At 59.5% G+C, this 19,011-nt stretch carries 19 protein-coding genes and 1 tRNA gene; 13 read left to right on the top strand and 7 right to left on the bottom strand.

Annotation, left to right across the window (positions count from 1 at the left end; translation table 11 throughout):
• Positions 1–3: 3 nt before the first annotated feature.
• On the top strand, positions 4–855 hold the full coding sequence (locus tag ABF824_RS04520; RefSeq protein ID WP_415486691.1) for a sulfotransferase family protein: 852 nt from the start codon (positions 4–6) through the stop codon (positions 853–855).
• Here the strand turns inward: ABF824_RS04520 and ABF824_RS04515 are convergent.
• Positions 852–1,880 carry a glycosyltransferase family 2 protein gene (locus tag ABF824_RS04515; RefSeq protein ID WP_415486690.1) on the bottom strand — a complete coding sequence of 343 codons (1,029 nt, stop codon included), beginning with the start codon at positions 1,878–1,880 and terminating at the stop codon, positions 852–854. The two genes, ABF824_RS04520 and ABF824_RS04515, sit on opposite strands and share 4 nt — an antisense overlap.
• Positions 1,881–2,044: 164 nt before the next feature.
• On the opposite strand from ABF824_RS04515, the gene hisG reads away from it, so the two are divergent.
• From hisG to ABF824_RS04480, 7 genes are all read left to right on the top strand, one after another.
• The gene (gene hisG, locus ABF824_RS04510) at positions 2,045–2,782 is read left to right on the top strand and encodes an ATP phosphoribosyltransferase (RefSeq protein WP_415486689.1); all 738 of its coding nucleotides are present in this window, start codon (positions 2,045–2,047) and stop codon (positions 2,780–2,782) included.
• Between the two features lie 36 nt (positions 2,783–2,818).
• The gene (gene hisD / locus ABF824_RS04505; protein WP_415486688.1) at positions 2,819–4,111 is read left to right on the top strand and encodes a histidinol dehydrogenase; all 1,293 of its coding nucleotides are present in this window, start codon (positions 2,819–2,821) and stop codon (positions 4,109–4,111) included.
• Between the two features lie 115 nt (positions 4,112–4,226).
• Positions 4,227–4,445 (top strand): translation initiation factor IF-1, encoded by a 219-nt coding sequence (gene infA / locus ABF824_RS04500; protein ID WP_010667149.1) that lies wholly within the window; start codon positions 4,227–4,229, stop codon positions 4,443–4,445.
• Positions 4,446–4,499: 54 nt separating this feature from the next.
• Complete coding sequence (locus ABF824_RS04495) at positions 4,500–5,096, top strand: Maf family protein (protein WP_415486715.1); 597 nt, start codon at positions 4,500–4,502, stop codon at positions 5,094–5,096.
• Positions 5,093–6,193: a ribonuclease E/G gene (locus ABF824_RS04490; protein WP_415486714.1), complete on the top strand. Its 1,101-nt coding sequence runs from the start codon at positions 5,093–5,095 to the stop codon at positions 6,191–6,193. Before ABF824_RS04495 ends, ABF824_RS04490 begins: the two co-directional genes overlap by 4 nt.
• Positions 6,186–6,371 carry a DNA gyrase inhibitor YacG gene (locus ABF824_RS04485; protein WP_415486687.1) on the top strand — a complete coding sequence of 62 codons (186 nt, stop codon included), beginning with the start codon at positions 6,186–6,188 and terminating at the stop codon, positions 6,369–6,371. The genes ABF824_RS04490 and ABF824_RS04485 overlap by 8 nt, the downstream gene beginning before the upstream one ends.
• A gap of 61 nt (positions 6,372–6,432) precedes the next feature.
• Positions 6,433–6,508, top strand: a tRNA-Phe gene (locus ABF824_RS04480).
• Positions 6,509–6,574: 66 nt separating this feature from the next.
• Here ABF824_RS04480 and ABF824_RS04475 read toward each other — a convergent pair.
• Together ABF824_RS04475 and ABF824_RS04470 are read right to left on the bottom strand one after the other, a co-directional pair.
• Positions 6,575–7,399: an SDR family NAD(P)-dependent oxidoreductase gene (locus tag ABF824_RS04475; RefSeq protein WP_415486686.1), complete on the bottom strand. Its 825-nt coding sequence runs from the start codon at positions 7,397–7,399 to the stop codon at positions 6,575–6,577.
• Positions 7,400–7,447: 48 nt separating this feature from the next.
• On the bottom strand, positions 7,448–9,877 hold the full coding sequence (locus tag ABF824_RS04470) for a mechanosensitive ion channel domain-containing protein (RefSeq protein WP_415486685.1): 2,430 nt from the start codon (positions 9,875–9,877) through the stop codon (positions 7,448–7,450).
• 221 nt (positions 9,878–10,098) lie between these two features.
• On the opposite strand from ABF824_RS04470, the gene ABF824_RS04465 reads away from it, so the two are divergent.
• Positions 10,099–12,051, top strand: a complete 1,953-nt coding sequence (locus ABF824_RS04465) for an OPT family oligopeptide transporter (RefSeq protein WP_415486684.1) — start codon at positions 10,099–10,101, stop codon at positions 12,049–12,051.
• A 5-nt stretch (positions 12,052–12,056) separates the two neighbouring features.
• On the opposite strand, the gene ABF824_RS04460 is transcribed toward ABF824_RS04465, so the two are convergent.
• Together ABF824_RS04460 and ABF824_RS04455 are read right to left on the bottom strand one after the other, a co-directional pair.
• The gene (locus tag ABF824_RS04460; RefSeq protein ID WP_415486683.1) at positions 12,057–12,647 is read right to left on the bottom strand and encodes a pilus assembly protein; all 591 of its coding nucleotides are present in this window, start codon (positions 12,645–12,647) and stop codon (positions 12,057–12,059) included.
• Complete coding sequence (locus ABF824_RS04455) at positions 12,644–13,207, bottom strand: TadE/TadG family type IV pilus assembly protein (RefSeq protein WP_415486682.1); 564 nt, start codon at positions 13,205–13,207, stop codon at positions 12,644–12,646. Before ABF824_RS04455 ends, ABF824_RS04460 begins: the two co-directional genes overlap by 4 nt.
• A gap of 141 nt (positions 13,208–13,348) precedes the next feature.
• On the opposite strand from ABF824_RS04455, the gene ABF824_RS04450 reads away from it, so the two are divergent.
• The 3 genes from ABF824_RS04450 to ABF824_RS04440 all read left to right on the top strand — a co-directional run bounded on the left by ABF824_RS04450 (position 13,349) and on the right by ABF824_RS04440 (position 16,517).
• Positions 13,349–15,715, top strand: coding sequence for a heavy metal translocating P-type ATPase (locus ABF824_RS04450; protein ID WP_415486681.1), 2,367 nt, complete (start codon positions 13,349–13,351; stop codon positions 15,713–15,715).
• Positions 15,716–15,834: 119 nt separating this feature from the next.
• A complete protein-coding gene (locus ABF824_RS04445; protein WP_415486680.1) occupies positions 15,835–16,044 on the top strand; it encodes a heavy-metal-associated domain-containing protein in 210 nt (69 codons plus the stop codon).
• 197 nt (positions 16,045–16,241) lie between these two features.
• On the top strand, positions 16,242–16,517 hold the full coding sequence (locus ABF824_RS04440) for a hypothetical protein (protein WP_415486713.1): 276 nt from the start codon (positions 16,242–16,244) through the stop codon (positions 16,515–16,517).
• Positions 16,518–16,528: 11 nt separating this feature from the next.
• On the opposite strand, the gene ABF824_RS04435 is transcribed toward ABF824_RS04440, so the two are convergent.
• Positions 16,529–17,074, bottom strand: a complete 546-nt coding sequence (locus tag ABF824_RS04435; protein WP_415486712.1) for an HNH endonuclease — start codon at positions 17,072–17,074, stop codon at positions 16,529–16,531.
• A gap of 211 nt (positions 17,075–17,285) precedes the next feature.
• Between ABF824_RS04435 and gluQRS the strand changes: the two genes are divergently transcribed.
• Positions 17,286–18,161: a tRNA glutamyl-Q(34) synthetase GluQRS gene (gluQRS, locus tag ABF824_RS04430; RefSeq protein WP_415486679.1), complete on the top strand. Its 876-nt coding sequence runs from the start codon at positions 17,286–17,288 to the stop codon at positions 18,159–18,161.
• Positions 18,162–18,189: 28 nt separating this feature from the next.
• Here gluQRS and ABF824_RS04425 read toward each other — a convergent pair whose 3' ends face one another.
• Positions 18,190–18,930: a TlyA family RNA methyltransferase gene (locus ABF824_RS04425; RefSeq protein WP_415486678.1), complete on the bottom strand. Its 741-nt coding sequence runs from the start codon at positions 18,928–18,930 to the stop codon at positions 18,190–18,192.
• Between the last annotated feature and the right edge of the window lie 81 nt (positions 18,931–19,011).

Below are 19,011 nucleotides of genomic sequence, written 5' to 3'. Positions count from 1 at the left end.
CAGATGCAGAACACCCTTCCCGAAAAACAGGTCATCGTGGTCATCGGCGCACGGAGCGGCACGTCGGCGCTGAGTGGAACCCTCTCTCTTCTGGGTGCAGATCTGCCGCAGAATCTGATGCAGGCGAACTGGGCCAATCCCAAAGGCTACTTCGAACCGCAGGATATTGCGGAACTGCATGACGAAATCCTGGCTTCGCTCGGCAGCAACTGGTCAGACTGGCGCCCCATTCCTCCTGAGTGGTTTCAGTCCGAGGCTGCCAGACTGTATGCAGACCGTCTCGCCGCGATGTTTCTCAATGACTATCAGGCGACCACAGGGCTGTGCGTCCTCAAGGAGCCGCGCATGTGCCGCCTGCTCCCCTTGTGGCAGGCCGTGTTTCAGGCAACGAACACGATCCCGCTTTACTGTTTCATCGACCGCGCACCCGAGGAAGTAGCCGCTTCTCTTGCGGCGCGGGACGGCTCTTCACGGGAACAGGGGCTGCTTTATTATCTCCGCAACCACATTGACCCGGAACTGGCAACACGCGGTGCCCGCCGAGCGTTTGTGCAGTATGAAGCGCTGCTTGCTGACTGGCGCGGCGTCATGGCCCATGTCGGTCAGGCGCTTGGCATTCCCTTTTCTCTGGAAGATGCGACGGCTGCAAAAGTGGATGATTTTCTGGAACGCGCCTTGAAACATCAAATGGTCGAAAAACGCGACCCTGACAGCTGGTTCTCCGCACAGGCCGAATCTGTGCACCACGCTTTCACACTTTTTACGAAAGACCCGAACGACCCTGTCGCTCTGGCGCAGATGGATCACGCACGGATCGTGTTTGCCATGCGGGCACAGGAGATTGCCGCCCCTTAATCGGGCTTCCTGCCTTCGCCGCGACCAAAAGCGAAGTAATGGTAGAACGGTGGCATGTCCGACGCGGCGACATCAGGATAACGGGTCAGATAGCTCTGCACGGCGAAGCGCAGGACAGCATTGATGCGACGATCAACGATGCGCACCAATTCCACCAGATCGCGGGCAGGCTGCGGTTTAACAGGCTCGATTGTTCCGAAAAATTCGCTTCGCACGCCCAAAGTGTAAAAATGGTCGAGAACGCCGGGAAAGCGATAATACACACCGTCCGCTGCAAATCGCGTCAGGTAATCGTCCTCCGTCATGAAGAAATAATCGACGAGATGCTTTCCCGGCCCATCGAAACGCCGCAGGGCATCCCTGTCCTCCATATCGACGCGCTCACATAATTTTCTCTCAGCATGACGCACCACCATATCGAACGGCTTATGGTGCATGTGCAGATAGGATAGCCGCGTTTCGCGCACGCCCTCGGCGGCTCGTGATGTAATGGCGTGATAGCCAAGATCGACCAGCCCCACCGTATTCCGCGCGACGAACCGCTTGGGGAGATTCATCGGCATGAAGCAGCCCGGCACACCGGGAACATTTCCGGGACTGTAGCGAATCTGCATGACGCGCTGTTCGCCGATCAGCTCGTCCAGTGCGGCGTGGATGTCTTCCTTGGCGGCGCTGTAACCGCCGTCCGTGTAGACAGCGAGAAACTCGTCGCAATCGACAGGAAAAGCGAAATCGTACTCTGCTTTCCGATCCCAAGCAGCAATGACCTGCCGGGCATATTCGCCCTTCAATGCGAAATCGGATGGCCTGCCTTTTTCCGGATCGGCGGGATGATCGAGGCCGCGAATAACGCGCACGCCCTTCTGCTCGTAACATTCCAGCGTTGCGAGAACGGCGACATCGGTGGACCCGTTATCCAGCACGACCAGATTTTCAAAACCGAACAGATGGCCGTAATGCAGAAACCAGGGCTCCAGCAGCAGGGTTTCGTCCCGCTGCATCATCACACATTTCACACGCGCCATTCGCGCCGCCCCAACCTTCCGGCATTCAGAAGCGGCACCCTACACGGAACCCGTTAAAACTCTACCCGCCATGCCGACTCTGTTTTGGCGACGACGTTATTCTTATGGTAAGTGCCGCAGCGACCATTCATTGACGCCGCATCTCAGGCGGCGCGGAGTATCAGATGAACCTCGACCGGATTACGGATCTCGCTGCGAACGCTACCGCCACACCCGGCGCGACGACGCATGCCAGCCATCATCCGGGCGACGGCAAGCTGGTGCTTGCGCTCCCCAAAGGCCGCATCCTCAAGAGTGCCGGGCCGCTGCTGGAAAAAGCAGGGATCATTCCCTCCCCCGACTGCCTCGACGAAAGCAGCCGTCGGCTACGCTTCTCGACCAATGATCCGAACCTCGATGTAGTGCGCGTCCGCTCCTTCGACGTCGCGACATTCGTGGCACAGGGCGGCGCCCATCTCGGCATTTGCGGCGCGGATGTGATCATGGAATTCGATTATCCGGAGCTATATGCACCACTTGATCTCGGCATCGGCGGCTGTCGCGTCTCGGTCGCCAGCCCCGCGACCGACGATCCGAACGAAGACTGGAGCCGTTATTCCGGCGTCCGTGTCGCCACGAAATATCCGTCCATCACACGCCGCCATTTCGCTGAGCGCGGCATCAATGCCGACATCGTTCATCTGCACGGGGCGATGGAACTGGCCCCCATGCTCGGCCTTTCACGCGTGATCGTCGATCTGGTTGATACCGGCTCAACGCTTCGCGCCAACGGCCTGCGCGAAGTGGAGACCATCGCGCATATCACGAGTCGTCTGGTGGTGAACCGCACGGTGCTCAAAACGCGCCCGCAGGAAATCAACGACCTGATCACCCGTTTCCGCGACACCCTCGCCAAAGCCTGATTTTACGGCCAGCGCCGACAAGACACAGAGAGCATCATGAAACGTCTCGACACACGCTCCGTCGATTTTGAAGCCAGCTTTACCGCCCTGATTGCCGACCGTGAAACGGAAAGCGCCCGCGTGGACAAGCCGGTCGCCGATATTCTGGAAGCCGTCCGCACCCGTGGCGATGAAGCCGTCTGTGAATTCACCACACGCTTCGACAAGCTTGACCTGACGGTCGATCAACTCGCCATTTCGGCTGCGGAAGTGGAAGCGGAAACCGCGAAGGTGCCGCAGGACCAGATCGCGGCCCTTAATGTGGCGGCTTCCCGTATCGAAGCGTTCCATCGTGCGCAGTTACCGACGGACATGGAGTTCACCGACGCCGATGGCGTGACGCTTGGCCAGCGCTGGAACGCGCTCGACGCCGTGGGGCTGTATGTTCCCGGAGGCAAAGCGGCCTACCCTTCCTCCGTGCTGATGAACGCCATTCCGGCCCACGTCGCGGGCGTGGAACGTCTGGCCATGTGCGTGCCGACACCGGGTGGGGTATTGAATCCCCTCGTTCTCGCGGCTGCCAAGCGCGCGGGGGTCACCGAAATCTATCGCATCGGCGGCGCTCAGGCCGTTGGCGCGATGGCGTTCGGCACGGCCACCATCCGTCCGGTGGACCGCATCGTCGGCCCCGGCAATGCCTATGTCGCGGAAGCCAAACGGCAGGTTTTCGGGCGCGTCGGTATCGACAGCATCGCCGGACCTTCCGAAGTTGTCGTGGTGGCGGACAACAAGAATAATCCCCGCCTCGTCGCGCTTGATCTCATGGCGCAGGCCGAGCATGACGAACTGGCGCAGGCGATCCTCATTACCGATGACGCCGCATTCGGCGATGCCGTGGCTGCTGCCGTTGAAACCGAACTCAAGACCCTGACGCGCTCGGCCATCGCTTCCGCAAGCTGGCGCGATTTCGGCGCGGTCATCACGGTCGCCAACTGGGACGAAGCGGCGAAGCTGGTAGACCAGATTGCCCCCGAGCATCTTGAACTGATGCTCGACGATCCCAAATCAGTGTTTGCAAAGGTACGGCACGCGGGCGCTGCGTTCCTCGGGCGCTTCTGCCCCGAAGCTGTCGGTGATTATGTCGGTGGTCCGAACCATGTTCTGCCGACATCCCGCACGGCGCGGTTTGCATCCGGCCTGTCGGTCTACGATTTCCTCAAGCGGACGACCTATATCGCCGCCGACAGGGAAGCGCTGGAAAAGATCGGTCCGGCAGGTGTAACTCTCGCCAATGCGGAAGGTCTCGAAGCCCACGCGCTCAGCATCTCGGCGCGGCTCGGGAATTCGTGACTCGGCAATAATCAGCCAGAACTTGACCCGGAGGCTCAGGCGCGGCCATAAGACCGCCCTTGACCTGCGGGTTCATTAAGAGAAAGACGATACCATATGATGAGTGGAAGCCACGATGTCTAAAGAGGACATGATCGAGTTCAGTGGAACCGTTACGGAACTGCTGCCTAACGCCATGTTCCGCGTCAAGCTCGACAACGAGCACATGATCCTTGCCCACACGAGCGGAAAGATGCGCAAAAACCGCATCCGCGTGCTGGCTGGCGACCGTGTGAGCGTGGAGATGACGCCGTATGACCTGTCCAAGGGTCGCATCACATTCCGCTTCAAGTAAGAAACTGTGCCGGGATTTTCTGACAGCCCGGCCAGTGGATCGGACAAAGGGGCCATGCGCCCCGATCTGATCCTCGCCTCCGCCTCGCCTCGTCGACTGGCCCTGCTGGGACAGATCGGGCTGAAGCCGGACAGAATCGACACACCGGACATTGATGAGACGCCTCTGAAAGGCGAATTGCCGCGCGGCTATGTCGAGCGGATCGCCCGTCAGAAAGCGTGTGTCGTGGCCGAGCGCACAACAGGCCCGGCTCTGATTCTGGCTGCCGATACCGTTGTCTCCGTGGGCCGACGCATTCTCCCAAAAGCGGAAGATCGCAAGACTGCCGAGGCTTGCCTGCGTCTGCTGTCCGGAAGGCGTCATACCGTTCTGACAGCCGTTGCCATTCAACCGAGTGCAGACTGGGTAGAAGGTCGACCGGGGTTCCGTCTGGTGGAAACGGCCGTGGCCTTCGCGCGAATGACGGAAGCCCAGATCCAGCATCTTCTGGATGGCGGAGACTGGGAGGGCAAAGCGGGCGGATATGCTCTACAGGGACAGGCTGCTGCGTGCATCCGGTTCGTCTCCGGTAGCCCTTCGGCGGTTATCGGCCTACCTCTTTTCGAAACAGCGCAATTGCTCCGCGGGCAGAAAGGTAATTGGCTGCCGTGAAAGGCACGCTACGGGTTGCCTGCTCTCCCGGTGAAGCCCGGATTGCTGTTTTCGAGCAAGGGGAACTACGCGATTTCGGTCTCTGGACACCCGGCCATTCCGATCATTTTGGCGACGTCTTTTTCGGCCGCGTCACCGCGCTGGCACCAGCGCTGGGAGGCGCTTTTGTCGCGCTCGGCCTTACTGAGGCCGGTTTTCTTCCTATCCGCGAAGATGATCCTCCCCTGCATGAAGGGGAACTTCTGGCTGTCCGTGTCGTCCGCTGTGGCATGAGCGGCAAAGGCCCCCGTCTGAAGCGGGAGCCGGACGCCATACCTCTGCAACAGGACGTGCATCTGATCAAAACGGGTCCGTCGGCGCTGGATGAAATGGCGAGCCGCTGGGAAGGCGAGATTCTCGTCGATTCGCCCGCCTTTACCGCACGCATATCATCCGCGTTGCGAGACCGGATGCGTCTTGTTCCCAACGCATGGGACGAGTCCGTGCAGGACGCGGTGGAGACACTGACCTCTCCCACGATAACCCTACCCCGTGGCATGACGGCGACTATCACGCCGACACCGGCGCTGGTGGCCATCGATATGGACACCGCGTCCGCGTCCGCCGGGCGGGTCATGAAGCAGACTGCACAGTTCGCCCTGAATCGGGATGCTTTTCCGGCGCTTGTGCGACATATCTGCCTGCGGAACCTGTCAGGCGCGATTCTCGTTGATCCGGCGGGCCTATCCACCCCCAAGAGGCAGGCGCTGCGCGGTGAGATGGAAAAAGCCCTGCAGGCTGATCCACTGAGAGCCCGATGCCTGAGTGTCACCGCACTCGGGCTGGTGGAGATTGTCCGCGCTCGGGTACGGCCGCCGTTGCACGAAATCCTCGCAAGCCCACATGGCCGGGCCATGATGGCCCTGCGCGATGTCGTTTCCATCTGTGCCGGTCAGCCCGCTGCCCGGCCTGTTCTGGAAGCGGGGCTGAGTCTCACCAGCGCTCTTGCCGCAGACCCTGTAGCTCTGGAGGATGTCGCTCTGTGGTGTGGCCATCCGTTAGTGCTTAGGGATCGGTCCGATCTGTCTCCTCTGTCATGGAATGTCGTCAATGGCTGAGACGCCTGCCTGCCCCATCTGCGGAAAACCAGCTGTGGCCGCCTTCCGCCCTTTCTGTTCACGCCGCTGCGCCGACATTGATCTCGGACGCTGGTTTTCCGGGGCCTATCACGTCCCGGACGATACCCCAGCCGAAGACGGGAACAATTCTGATGAAGAAGGCAATTCCCATGCTTGATCTTAAGAGCAAGGCGCGGTAAACGCTCTTCCACACCGGACGGCAACGCCGCCGGATCGGTGCCCAAGTAGCTCAGTTGGTAGAGCATGCGACTGAAAATCGCAGTGTCACTGGTTCGATCCCGGTCTTGGGCACCATTATTGTCTAAAAATGTGCACGTAAGCTTGTAAGTCCTAAAATTGGGCTTACCGGGCCACGCCTGCTCACCCAGTGCGTTTGCGATATTTCGCTGCCCCAATACGACCAAGACGTGTCAACAGCGGCAACACGATGCGCAGCAGCCTCGGCCAGACCATGCAGAACCGCCCGAATACACCATCAAGCGCCGGGTAGAAGTATTCCCCTCCCTTGCGGGTGAGCGCATGCATTACGAGGTCCGCGACTTTTTCCGGTGTCGCCGGCGCATTGACGAAATTCAGTACCGAGCCCCCTCCGCACATTTCTGCGTGCAGCATGGGTGTATCGACAGCGCCAGGAAAAACAGACGACACGGCAATGTCGCGGTCCCGCGCTTCAATCGTCAACGCCAGCGCAAAACTTCTCAGAGCAGCCTTGCTCGCGGCATACACGGAACTTTCCGCCAGCGGATAAACAGCCGCGAGAGAATTCACGAACACGATGCTTCCACCCTGCCGGATCGTGCTCAACAGGGCGGATGTCAGAAGCACAGGCGCCGTAAAGTTGACTGCGATCTGACGCTGGATACCACTCTCTTCAAGGTTCTCCGTCATGCCCGGTGTAATGGTGCCCGCGCAGTGGATGAGGGCATCAATAGGGGCGCCTTCCCCCGCAATCGCTTTTCCGACGGCGCTGGTTTCTGTCCCATCGGAAAGATCACACACCACATGCCTCAGCCGCGCATCCGTCACGGCAGGCGCATGACGCGACAGGACAAGCACCTCATAATCCGCCTGCAACAGCTTGCTGACGATCAGACTTCCGATTCCACCGGTCCCACCCGTCACCACAGCACGGCGGCGTTGCGGATTTCTCTGCGGATTCTCTGACATCTGACCAGTTCTGCTCATACTCACACCCCTGAAAGACCATCCATCGGGGCAGCCTCGGGCGACACCTTATCCGTTGCTTTCCATGCTGGCGACTATTCCATTTCTGTTAAGTGCACTCCACACGGCGAGACGTGTTGTATTGGTGACGGCATCCACAGTGCGTGGTGATGAGGTTTTACCCGAAACCTTGAGAATGACCTTGTCAGACTGAATATCCGCCACAGACACCGAAGGCGCAGGATCGGACAGCAGTTCGGGCACCTCTTTCAGAACCGGCGACAGAACAGACATGGCCTTCGCCAGATCCGTGCCGAGCGGCAGCCCAACCGTGAAGGACAGCGCGCCGGAGGGACGTCCGAACGTCGCGTTACGCACAGCGGAGGTAATGAACTGCGAGTTCGGCACGATCAGCGTGGAGCCGTCCGAAAGGGCAATGTCGGTAGCGCGGACGCTGATACGACGGATATCGCCGGTTTTGCCCGCAATCTCCACCATGTCACCAATCGTTACCGGCCGTTCGGCCAGAAGGATCAGGCCCGACACAAAGTTCTGCACGATGGACTGGAGACCAAAACCGATACCCACCGATAATGCGCTGACCACCCACGTCATGCTGCTGACCGTCACACCAATCACGGACAGAACAATCAGGATCACGGCGATCCACGCCGCATAGGTCAGAATGGCGATGATCGAGGTCTGCGCGCCAAGGTCCAGTGTCGTTGTCGGGAACAGGCGCTTCCTGAGCCAGCGCTGCATGCCCTTGATGATGTAATGGGCAAAGATGGGGATGGCGATGCACTGGAGGATGACGCCAAAGGATAGCGTCACGCCACCGATCTTCTGCCCGAACACCACATTGTTGAGATTGCCGACAATGACACCGAAGTCGAAATCCCCGCCGGACTGTGCGACCGCGAAGGCAACGAATATGAGAAAGACACTCAGCAGGCCGCTCACCACTGTCAGCGCCTGATTCACGATGCGGGTCGAGACCCCCAGCATCACGAAATACCGCCCCATCCGCCCGGTCGTGAGAAATTCACCGCGCGTCAGATCATCCACAACCAGAAAAATGAGGGCCAGCATCAGCATGGTGACGGCCATGGAACAGATCCATGACAGGGTGGTGTAACCGAGCGGAATATACCCGATGACCATCGCGCCCACGCAGAACAGCGAAACGATCACAGCCAGAAAACGTCCTGCCTGCCCGACGAGCCCCTGATGCACCCCGCTCTGCCCCGTGTCCGTCAGTGGATGACGCATCAACTGAACCGGGATGGAGAAGAGCAACGGGGAGGCCGCGAGAATAAAGACGCAATCCGCCAGCTGGATTGTATTGGGGCCGAGATTGGCATCAAGATCGACATAGCGCAGGGCGCCACGCAGGATCAGCAGCAGAGCGAACCAGATGGCCGACGATTGCAGCGCCCTGGCTGCTTCATCGCTGACGGGTGCGATCCGCCACTCCTTATCCCGTGCTGCAAACAGAAACAGGCTCGCACCGAGAATAAACCCCACCAGCGGGATCTGCGCCCCGATCTTTTCCGCGAAATGATCCAGCCCGACGCCCAGTGTATCAACATTTCCGGTCAATCCGAACCACAGCAGCGAGACGGACACGCCAGCACACAGAGCACTCCCCGCGGAAAAAACCACCGCAGCCGTCACGCGGCGCAGCCGACCCGCAGGCAGCACTCTGGAAACACCCCGCTTGATCGGGCTCAGCAGAAGGAAAGGTGCAGCGGCAATAAGGACCGCGCCAATCAGGCCACCGAGCAACAGCGTAATGCTCTCACCCGTCATCCCCTGCTGGAACAATTGCGTAATCTCTCCAGAGAGAGTCTGAACGCTCTGCTTTGTCTGCCGACTTTCGCTTGCAACCAAAGACCAGAAAGTGGGCGCGATCGGAGCCGGAAAACGCTCAAGCAAAGCCGCCTGCTGCACCGCGTTCGTTTTCTGATTCAGCACCGAGGTGAGTTGCTGGGCCTCCACCGAATAGAGCCGGGCGCGGACAAGTCGCGAATGAAGGTCGTGCTGCGCCTGCAACAGCCGTTCCCGCTGCCGGGTCAGCGCCTGCGGTTCGGGAGGTGCGTCTTTCGGCGGGGCCGCTCCCATGATGTCCAGCAGATTCTTATAGATGGTTTCATAGGGCGTTAGGCGGGCAACCATGTCCTTCGCCGTCGCTTCATCATCAGCAGCTTCCCGGGCAAGCTGATTGACGACCGCGACATCCCCACCGGCAACCTTTTTGCTGGCATCAGGACGAGCCTGATAAACCTTGCGGATGGAAGCATCGAGTGCGTCCAGCGATGCATCGGATACAATCTGCGACGGTGCCGCGATGATGGTGTCGTATCCACCAGCGGACTCTGCCCGCGCAGCGGGCCCGGTCAGAAGCAGCAACACCCCGAGGCAGAAGGCGATCAATGTTTCCAGAAACGCAGACCGTGTCGGCCCGCTTACACACTCAGCTTTGCTCTTCCCGACCATAAACCGTCCGTTCAACCTTTCCGATCCGACCACAAGACCTGTTGCTTCATCGCCTTGCCGTAAAAAACGTTTGTTCTGTCTTAACACCCGAAAGCCGGTTTCGTTTTTCAGGAGAGGCAGGAGCATTTCCACACGCGATGCTTTGCGCCATGATGAAAGTATTCTTAGGAAAGCCCGATCAAAGAGATGCCAGCACACTGCCCTACAGGACAAGACGCCTGATGTCGCTCCCTGAACCCGCAAGGGAACTGACCATTCGGGGGCTCATTCTTGGTGCCCTGATCACCGTCGTCTTTACTGCTTCAAACACTTATCTCGGTCTGAAGATCGGACTGACATTCGCCTCATCGATCCCCGCCGCCGTGATTTCCATGGCGGCCCTGCGTGCTCTGGGCGGCGGTTCGATTCTTGAAAACAACATGGTGCAGAGTCAGGCGTCGGCGGCAGGCACCATCTCGACCGTGTTCGCGGTTTTTCCTGCGCTTCTGCTCATCGGACACTGGGACCATTTTCCGTTTCTCGAAACAGCCGGACTGACAGCCGCAGGTGGCATGGCGGGGGTGCTGTTCACCATTCCACTACGGAGAGCTTTGGTCACCGAAAGCGATCTGCCTTACCCCGAAGGTGTCGCCGCAGCCGAAATCCTGCGTGTGGGCCATGAGGCCGGACAGAACGAGACGGCCCGGCGAGGCTTCTGGGCTCTCATGAGCGGTGCGACCGTATCGGCGATCTTTTCCTTTGCATCGGGCGGCCTTCGCCTTTTGACGGATGGAGCCTCGGCAACCCTCACCCTTGGCGCGAGCGTGGTGAAGCTGTCGATGGGCTTTTCGTTCGCCCTTCTGGGGGCGGGCTATCTCGTGGGGATCTCAGGTGGCCTCGCCATGCTGCTTGGCTATGCCCTGTCATGGCTGGTCGCCGTGCCGATCCTGACAGCCACGCTTCCCAATCCCGAACATCTTGCACCTTCGGCGTTCGCAACATCCGTCTGGGTTCACAATGTGCGTTTTATTGGGGCGGGAGCGATTGCGCTGGCGTCTTTCTGGACACTCGGTGAACTGGCAGGCCCGGTCCTGCGGGGTGTGAAAAATGCCTTTCAGCGTTCAGCCAGCCTTGGCTCGACTGACCGCGACCTGTCTCCACGCACCATTCTCATCACCGGCGCTGCGCTGCTGATCTGTCTCGCCGCCCTTCTCGCCCGCTTTCTTTTTCCATTCACCGCTGCCGTGCTCATACCCGCCCTGTTCGGAGCGCTCTTCGTCGCGATCTTCGGTTTCCTGACCGCCGCGACCTGCGGTTACATGGCGGGGCTGGTAGGCTCATCCTCCTCCCCCATTTCCGGCATCGTGCTTATCGCCACAGTGCTTGTCTGTTCGCTGCTGTTGCTGATGGAAAATCTGGGGCTGCTTCCGGCCGTGTTTTCCGCAGACAACCATCATCTGGCCATTGCTTTCTCCATTGCCATTCTTTCGGCCATCGTCGCTTCCGCCGCGATCTCCAATGACAATCTTCAGGATCTGAAAACCGGACAACTGGTCGGCGCATCCCCCTGGCGGCAGGAAGCCGTGTTGCTGCTTGGATGCTGCGTGGGCGCTCTTGTGGTACCGCCCGTTCTCAATCTTCTTTATCAGGCCTATGGTTTTACCGGCGCATTACCACGCCCGGACATGGACCCGACCCACGCGCTCGCCGCACCGCAACCGGCGATCATCGCTATGATCTCCTCCGGCATCTTCACCCAGACACTGGACTGGACGATGCTTTCGATCGGCGGAGGTGTCGGGGCCGTTCTGATCGCTCTCAATCAGTGGCTTAAACGCAAGAACCTTGCCTTACCCCCTCTTGCCGCCGGAATCGGCATCTATTTGCCCCCCTCAGTCTCGACAACACTCGCCATTGGAGCGGGGCTTGGCTGGTTGCTGAAAAAAGCACGCGGATACAACAGCGATCACTCGGATGAAGGCACGATGATCGCCTCTGGCCTGATTGTGGGAGAAAGCCTCACAGGTGTTGCCCTTGCCGCCCTTTCCGGTCTTACAGGCAACGATAATGCCATCTCACTTGGCGGAGCATGGCTTGCCCCGTGGGATTCAGTGCTGGGACTGGTCGCTTTCGGGGGCACATGCTGCTGGATTTTCAGACGACTCAGCACCAGTTCGGCGAAAACGTCAGACTGACCCGATCAGTTGGATGACGTTGTCAGAGGGATGGACGTTGAACGTCGCGGCACCATGAACAGGCTGTTGTAAAACTGAATGGGCGAAATGTACGAGCTGGCGATGCGCGGCGTATAATTATAGATGACTTCGCCATAGATCAGATAAGTCGTCGTAGTGGTCGAGGAAGAGCTGGAATCAGATGACGAGCCCGAGACCGCACTCGACGAGACATTGACTGTCGAACCGACTGCACGCGGCGTTGCATTCAAGGCCCTGCTCCAGACGACAGTGCCTGTTCCACCAGATGTAACGGACAGCTCCGAGACAATCAGCTGGGCGTTGGCGGTTGGATAAGGCTCGATCACCAGTGTGGACGCCGACAGGATAAGAGAGAGATCCTCATCTGCAACGGAAGTATACTGCGTTGTCACGTTGGCGAGCGTGTGCACCGCCCCCGTCACCTTGCGTGACACGATCACCGCTTCCTCGATAGCCGTTCCGCCGATGAGCAGCATCAACAGAAAGGGCAGCATCAGCGCGAACTCGACCAGCACCACGCCCTGCTGACAGTCGCGCAACCGCTTCCATGACCAGCCCTGCTCCCGTTTTATCATGATGAAGGCTCAACCTTGATCACGGATGTCGAGATAATCAGACGGGACCCGTTTTCCAGAGAGGCTGCCGTAAATCCGCCGATCGACCGTGGAACTGGCAGCGAATAAAGCAACTGGAGAACCACCACGCTGCCACTTGTGCCCGGGTCATACGAAGTGGTCGCAGACACATTACCCGAGGCATCCGTGGTGACGGTCGGCACCGCAGTGCTGACATCGGAATAGCTGGAGACGGACTGCACATTCACCAGCAGATTCGAACAGGACATGTAGGAAGGCAGCAGCGAACAGGCAGTGGCCTTGAACTGCGCGGCACTTCCGGAAGGCGGAGCCTGACCCGTCAGAATCTGGCGGGAGAGGGTATCACTCACCGCATCCAGCACATTCTGCGTAAAATAAACGATGCTCATTATGATGGAAGCAAGCAGGAGGGCGATCAGCGGCAGTGCGATCAGGGACATTTCGAGCGCAACGACACCCTGCTCATCCGACGCCAGACATCTGCCAGCGGTCATGCCGTCAGCAACGTTTTTCTTGCGCAGGGAAAGATGGTTCAGCACTCTTGCCTCGGTCCAGACTGCCTCCCATATCGCAACCTTCCGTTAAGGTCGGGTGTACGCCCACGCCTCTTCTATTCATGAGAAAACTCACGCCATTGACCGGACCGGCGCACCTCCTCATGCCGAATGGAGCCTGAACCGATGGCAACGACACTGTCTCTTCCCATTGAAGGCATGAGTTGCGCCGCCTGCGCCACCCGGCTGGAGAAAGTGCTTAACCGCCTCCCCGGCGTACAGGCGCATGTCAGCTTCGCCACCCGTAAAGCAGCTCTCGAACTCTCTGACGAACACGCCCCTCTGCCGGATGTCGAAGCCTCGGTGAATCAGGCCGGTTTCAGCGTGCCGCGCGAGCATGCGACCCTCGCCATTGAGGGTATAACATGTGCATCCTGCTCAAACAGAATCGGCAAAGTGCTGAACCGTATCCCCGGCGTTTCGGCCAATGTCAGTCTTGCAGCCAATAAAGCCGAAATCGACTTCATTCCCGGCGTGACTTCGGTCAGCGATCTGATCGGCGCAGTCTCCGGAGCCGGTTACACAGCCACTGTTGCCAGCACGGATCAGGACGCGCGACGCAAACGGCGGGAGCAGGAAAAACGCCGACTGTGGAGCGAGTTCATTATCGGAGCCGTTCTCACGGCCCCTCTCCTGCTGGAAATGATCCCCGGGCTCCCCATGAGTTTCATGTTGCCCCGATGGGTGCAACTTGTTCTGGCGACGCTCGTGCAGGCCATATTGGGAGCAAAATTCTACCGGGGCGCGTGGGCAGCTCTTCGGGGCGGCGGCGCAAACATGGATGTGCTGGTGGCGCTGGGCACCACCGTCGCGTGGTTGGCCAGCGCGGTCGTGACGGTGCTTGGACTGGATGAACCGGTCTGGTTCGAGTCGGGCGCCACCGTGCTGACACTGGTCACGGCGGGACGGCTGATGGAAACCAGCGCCAAGGATCGCGCCGCTCTCGGCGTAGAGCGACTGATCCGCCTGCGGCCCCCCACGGCGCATGTCGAAACTGCGTCTGGTGTGCAGGATCGGCCTGCGGCGTCCCTTGTTGTGGGGGATATCTTCGTCATCAGGCCCGGTGAAGCCGTGCCGACCGATGGCGAGATTCTGACAGGCACATCGAGTCTCGACGAGGCCATGCTCACTGGCGAAGCCATGCCGGTACGCCGTAGCCCCGGCGACACGGTGCGTGGTGGAACGGTCAACGGCGAAAGCGTCCTGCGCGTGCGGGCGACGGCTGTAGGAGCGGATACGGCGCTGGCCCGCATCACCCGTATGGTGGATGAGGCGGAGAGTTCGAAAGCTCCGATCGAACAGCTTGTTGACCGGATTTCCGGTATCTTCGTGCCCGTCATTCTCGTCATTGCTCTGCTGACGCTGCTCGGTGGCTGGATGATTACCGGGTCTTTCGAGCGCAGCCTCATCAACATGGTCGCCGTTCTGGTGGTGGCCTGTCCCTGCGCCCTTGGTCTCGCGACACCCACCGCCATCATGGTGGGAACCGGACGCGGCGCTGCATCGGGGCTGCTGTTCCGCTCGGCCGAAGCGCTGGAACATGCCGGACGCATGACGATCCTGCTGATGGACAAGACCGGCACTCTGACGGAAGGGCATCCCCGCGTTACCGGGGTATTTCCAGAAAAAGGCGCGACAGAAGAAAAGCTGCTCGCCCTGGCCGCGGGACTGGAAAGCGACTCATCCCATCCACTGGCGAAAGCTGTCCGAGACGAAGCCAAAGCACGGATGGTCACCCCCGCCGTCATTTCCGACAACACAGCCATCGCCGGACACGGACTGGAAGGGATATGCGACGGTATCACCGTCAAGCTCGGTTCAGCACGCTTTCTGGGGCAGGCTGCGGCTGGCGCGGCGGCAGAGGCTGCCAGCGCGGGCCAGACGCTTATCGGCGTGGAGGAGAAAGGCGTGCTGCTGGGCTGGCTGGCAGTGGCCGATACCATACGGCCTGAAGCGGCCCGCTGCATTGGCCTACTCAAGGGCTATGGCATCCGCCCCATCATGGTAACGGGCGACACGCAGGCAGCGGCGGCACAGGTCGCTCATGTCGTTGGAATCGACGAAGTGATTGCGGGTGTGCTTCCGGGTGACAAGGCTAGTGAGGTGAAGAAGGCGCAGGCGGTCGCAGGGCATAATGCGCTCGTCGGCATGGTGGGTGACGGCATCAACGACGCGCCAGCACTGGCGACAGCGGATGTCGGTATTGCGATGGGCGGTGGCACGGACGTGGCGCTGGAGACGGCGGATGTGGTGCTGATGCGCTCCGAACTCCTCGCGCTGGTGGATATGGTCAGGCTTTCGAAGGCAACCTCCCGCAAGATCCGGCAGAATCTTTTCTTCGCCTGCATTTATAACGGATTGGGAGTGCCGCTTGCCGCCTTCGGCATCCTGCCGCCCATTCTGTCCGGCGCAGCGATGGCCATGAGTTCGGTATCTGTGGTCACGAATGCACTGCTGCTCAACCGATGGCAGCCGCTCAGGCGGGAAGAGTGAGCCCCGGTCCGGGGCTGGACAAGTTCTCACCAATCCGGATGATGGAATACACGACGCGGTGATGAGGTAACGCTCATTTCCGAAGTGCCGTCTGTCGTACAGAATAAGGATTATACACTATGGAAACCACCACGCTGATGGTTCAGGGCATGACGTGCAAAGGCTGTGTCGACGCCGTCAAACGCGCGCTCGAAGGTCTTCCCGGCGTGAAAGCCGCTGATCCTTCGTTGGAAAAAGGCTCGGTGGCGGTCGAATATGACCCGAAAGAAACCAGTCCCAGCAATTTCCGTGCTCCCATCGAAGCTGCCGGTTTTGAGCTCATCGGCTGAACCTGCCGCATATCAGGTCATGCGACTGTCTCGCGGGGGCAATGTCCGCACCCCGCTTCATCGGCCTCTCCAAACGTGGCAGGATACGTCCGATAAGTCCTGACGGGACAACATCCTATCCGCCCGCCCTGGGTCACAGAGACAAACGAGGAATCGCCGTGACGGCTTCAACCGGCTTCAAAGTGCGTAAAAATGTCATGCGGTGGCTTGTGCCGGGAACCATCCTCGTTCTCACAGGCTGCTCGGCGGAGATGGGGCGGACATGGAACGATACGGATGTATCCTGCCTGCGCAAACAGATGGGAACGGAAGTGCATCTCTCCTTCCCACTGGCCGCCAACACCTGTCAGCGCATGACCAACCACAACTTCTTCATTGGCGCCGATAAGGCGAAGCCGCTCCCGCTGAACCTGAAGGGTGCGCCAGACCTACAGTCAATGGCTGAGACATACGGCTACAGCTACACGCGTTAAGCCGGATACGCTCAGCTTTCCAGCTCGACATCCCAGTAAAGATAATCCCGCCAGCTCTGATGCAGATAGTTCGGCGGGAAGGCTCTTCCATTGTCCTGCAACTCCCACGAGGAGGGCTGGATCGGCTTGCGGCGCGGAAACATGCGGATTTCGTGCGGCAGGCGTGAGCCTTTCAGCAGATTGCAACTGCTGCAGGCCGTGACGATATTTTCCCAAGTCGTTCTCCCGCCTCTGCTGCGCGGGATGACATGGTCAAATGTCAGTTCATGTGTCGGCAACTGATCGTTGCAGTACTGACAGGAAAAATTATCACGCAGGAACAGATTGAAACGGGTGAAAGCCGGACGTCGCGCGGTGGGAACATACTCCTTGAGCGCGATCACGCTCGGCAGTTTCATGCGACAGCTTGGGGAGCGGACTTCCTCTTCATATTCGCTCAGCACCGAAACGCGATCGAGACAGACCGCCTTGATGGTGTCCTGCCAGGACCAGAGCGACAGGGGGAAGTAAGAGAGTGGACGAAAATCTGCGTTCAGAACGAGTGATGGATAGTGCATACTGCCAGCGGACAAGGCGCGCTTCCTTTTCCCGGAGACGGCTCATGACCTACATTGGCTGGAACTCTTAACTGCATGCCATGCGGTCATACGTCGTCGAGAAGTTTCTTGACAACTATAGGCCCCGCTTTTTCGAGACTGCAAGAAATCTCGCGTTTTTCTGTTATGAGATTTTCATGACACGCCCCTACCGCTTTTCCGCACAACATCCATGACGGAAACATTTTCCCAGTCAGGACGGTGGGTTACACGCTTCGCGCCCAGTCCGACCGGCCCCCTGCATCTCGGCCATGTGGCAGCGGCTTTTTTCGCTCAATCCCATGCAGGAAACGGTGGCCGATTTCTTTTGCGCATTGAAGATATCGACAGGACCCGCTGCCGTGAGGCGTTTATTGAGCAGGCCGTGACCGATTTGGAATGGGTGGGTCTGCGCTGGGAAACGCCTGTGCTGTATCAGTCGCGACGCATGAAATTGTATCAGGAAACGCTCGATACCCTGAGCGCACGCGGCCTACTTTATCCCTGTTTCTGCACACGCGCCGATGTAGCGCGGGAAATCGCGTCATCCGCATCGGCGCAGCATCACGCGCCGGATGGTAGCCTGCTTTACCCCGGAACATGCCGCACTCTCACGCCAAAAGAGCGACTCAGCCGTATCGAAGCCGGAATTCCCTATGCGTTACGACTGGATACCACAAAGGCGCTCTCCAGCCTTGGCTCTGCTGAACTCACCTATGATGAACTGGGAAAAGGCCCGGTCCCGTGCTGTCCGGCAGCGTTCGGTGACGTCATTCTGGCGCGTAAGGATACGCCTGCATCCTACCATCTCTGCGTCACACATGACGACGCAGCACAAGGAGTCACACTCGTCACCCGCGGCGAGGAATTACGAGCGGCGACCGCCATTCACCGCCTGCTCCAAGCCACGATGGAGTGGCCCGCACCTGCCTATGCCTTTCACCCGCTCCTTACGGACGCAAACGGGGAGAAGCTGTCCAAGCGCACTGGTGCGCTATCCATTCGCTCCATGCGCGAATCCGGCATGTCACCAATGGATGTGCGGAAGGCTGCTGGCCTTTCCGGCTGAGAACAAACCGTTCGACCAGAAGACGCAATCAGCCGGTCCGGCGCGCCCCCAGCAGGAACTCATGATTGCCTTCGGGACCGGTGATCGGGCTGACTTCGACGCCCAACACTTCCCAGCCGGGTAGAGCGCTCCACCATGCGACAATCATGTCGCAGACCTGCTGATGCACAGCCGGGTCACGCACGACGCCCTTCGCGCCGACATGTTCGCGTCCCGCCTCAAACTGCGGCTTGATCAGCGCCACCGCCCATGCATCGGGTGTGGTCAGGGACAAGGCTGCTGGCAAAACAGTCCGAAGACCAATGAAACTCGCGTCACAGACAACGGCTTCAATAGGGTCAGGAATGAGCGTGGCATCGAGCGCCCGCGCATTCTGTTTCTCCATGACCACCACACGCGGATCAGACCGCAGTTTCCAAGCAAGCTGGCCATGCCCGACATCAACGGCATAGACCTTGCTCGCGCCGTTGGTCAGCAGAACGTCGGTAAAGCCGCCGGTGGAGGCCCCGACATCCAGACAGATTCTGCCTTCAGGAGAAAAATTGAAAAACGGCAGCGCATGAGCAAGCTTCAGACCGCCACGCGACACCCACGGATGATCCTGCCCCTTGAGCGTAAGCGGCGCATCCTCGGGGAGCATGTCCCCCGCCTTACTCACGCGCCGGTCACTCGTATGCACCAGCCCGGCCATAATGAGAGCCTGAGCCTTTGTCCGACTTTCGACCAGCCCCCGATCGACGAGAAGCTGGTCAGCGCGGCGTTTTGCCATAATTCAGGCGATCTGCTCGCTGGTGACGCTCACCCCCAACGCGTTGAGAGCTGTTTTGACGATGTATGGCGCGTTGAGTTG

It is taken from the genome of Acetobacter sp. (assembly GCF_047721705.1).
GTDB lineage: Bacteria > Pseudomonadota > Alphaproteobacteria > Acetobacterales > Acetobacteraceae > Acetobacter.
This window is presented reverse-complemented; position numbering and strand designations above follow the sequence as displayed.

Excerpts from the sequence above, each read along its gene's own strand:
- ABF824_RS04520 (WP_415486691.1), top strand. The coding sequence starts at position 4 with ATGCAGAACACCCTTCCCGAAAAACAGGTCATCGTGGTCATCGGCGCA.
- ABF824_RS04515 (WP_415486690.1), bottom strand. The coding sequence starts at position 1,880 with ATGGCGCGTGTGAAATGTGTGATGATGCAGCGGGACGAAACCCTGCTG.
- hisG (WP_415486689.1), top strand. The coding sequence starts at position 2,045 with ATGAACCTCGACCGGATTACGGATCTCGCTGCGAACGCTACCGCCACA.
- hisD (WP_415486688.1), top strand. The coding sequence starts at position 2,819 with ATGAAACGTCTCGACACACGCTCCGTCGATTTTGAAGCCAGCTTTACC.
- infA (WP_010667149.1), top strand. The coding sequence starts at position 4,227 with ATGTCTAAAGAGGACATGATCGAGTTCAGTGGAACCGTTACGGAACTG.
- ABF824_RS04495 (WP_415486715.1), top strand. The coding sequence starts at position 4,500 with ATGCGCCCCGATCTGATCCTCGCCTCCGCCTCGCCTCGTCGACTGGCC.
- ABF824_RS04485 (WP_415486687.1), top strand. The coding sequence starts at position 6,186 with ATGGCTGAGACGCCTGCCTGCCCCATCTGCGGAAAACCAGCTGTGGCC.
- ABF824_RS04475 (WP_415486686.1), bottom strand. The coding sequence starts at position 7,399 with ATGAGCAGAACTGGTCAGATGTCAGAGAATCCGCAGAGAAATCCGCAA.
- ABF824_RS04470 (WP_415486685.1), bottom strand. The coding sequence starts at position 9,877 with ATGGTCGGGAAGAGCAAAGCTGAGTGTGTAAGCGGGCCGACACGGTCT.
- ABF824_RS04465 (WP_415486684.1), top strand. The coding sequence starts at position 10,099 with ATGTCGCTCCCTGAACCCGCAAGGGAACTGACCATTCGGGGGCTCATT.
- ABF824_RS04460 (WP_415486683.1), bottom strand. The coding sequence starts at position 12,647 with ATGATAAAACGGGAGCAGGGCTGGTCATGGAAGCGGTTGCGCGACTGT.
- ABF824_RS04450 (WP_415486681.1), top strand. The coding sequence starts at position 13,349 with ATGGCAACGACACTGTCTCTTCCCATTGAAGGCATGAGTTGCGCCGCC.
- ABF824_RS04445 (WP_415486680.1), top strand. The coding sequence starts at position 15,835 with ATGGAAACCACCACGCTGATGGTTCAGGGCATGACGTGCAAAGGCTGT.
- ABF824_RS04440 (WP_415486713.1), top strand. The coding sequence starts at position 16,242 with ATGCGGTGGCTTGTGCCGGGAACCATCCTCGTTCTCACAGGCTGCTCG.
- ABF824_RS04435 (WP_415486712.1), bottom strand. The coding sequence starts at position 17,074 with ATGCACTATCCATCACTCGTTCTGAACGCAGATTTTCGTCCACTCTCT.
- gluQRS (WP_415486679.1), top strand. The coding sequence starts at position 17,286 with ATGACGGAAACATTTTCCCAGTCAGGACGGTGGGTTACACGCTTCGCG.
- ABF824_RS04425 (WP_415486678.1), bottom strand. The coding sequence starts at position 18,930 with ATGGCAAAACGCCGCGCTGACCAGCTTCTCGTCGATCGGGGGCTGGTC.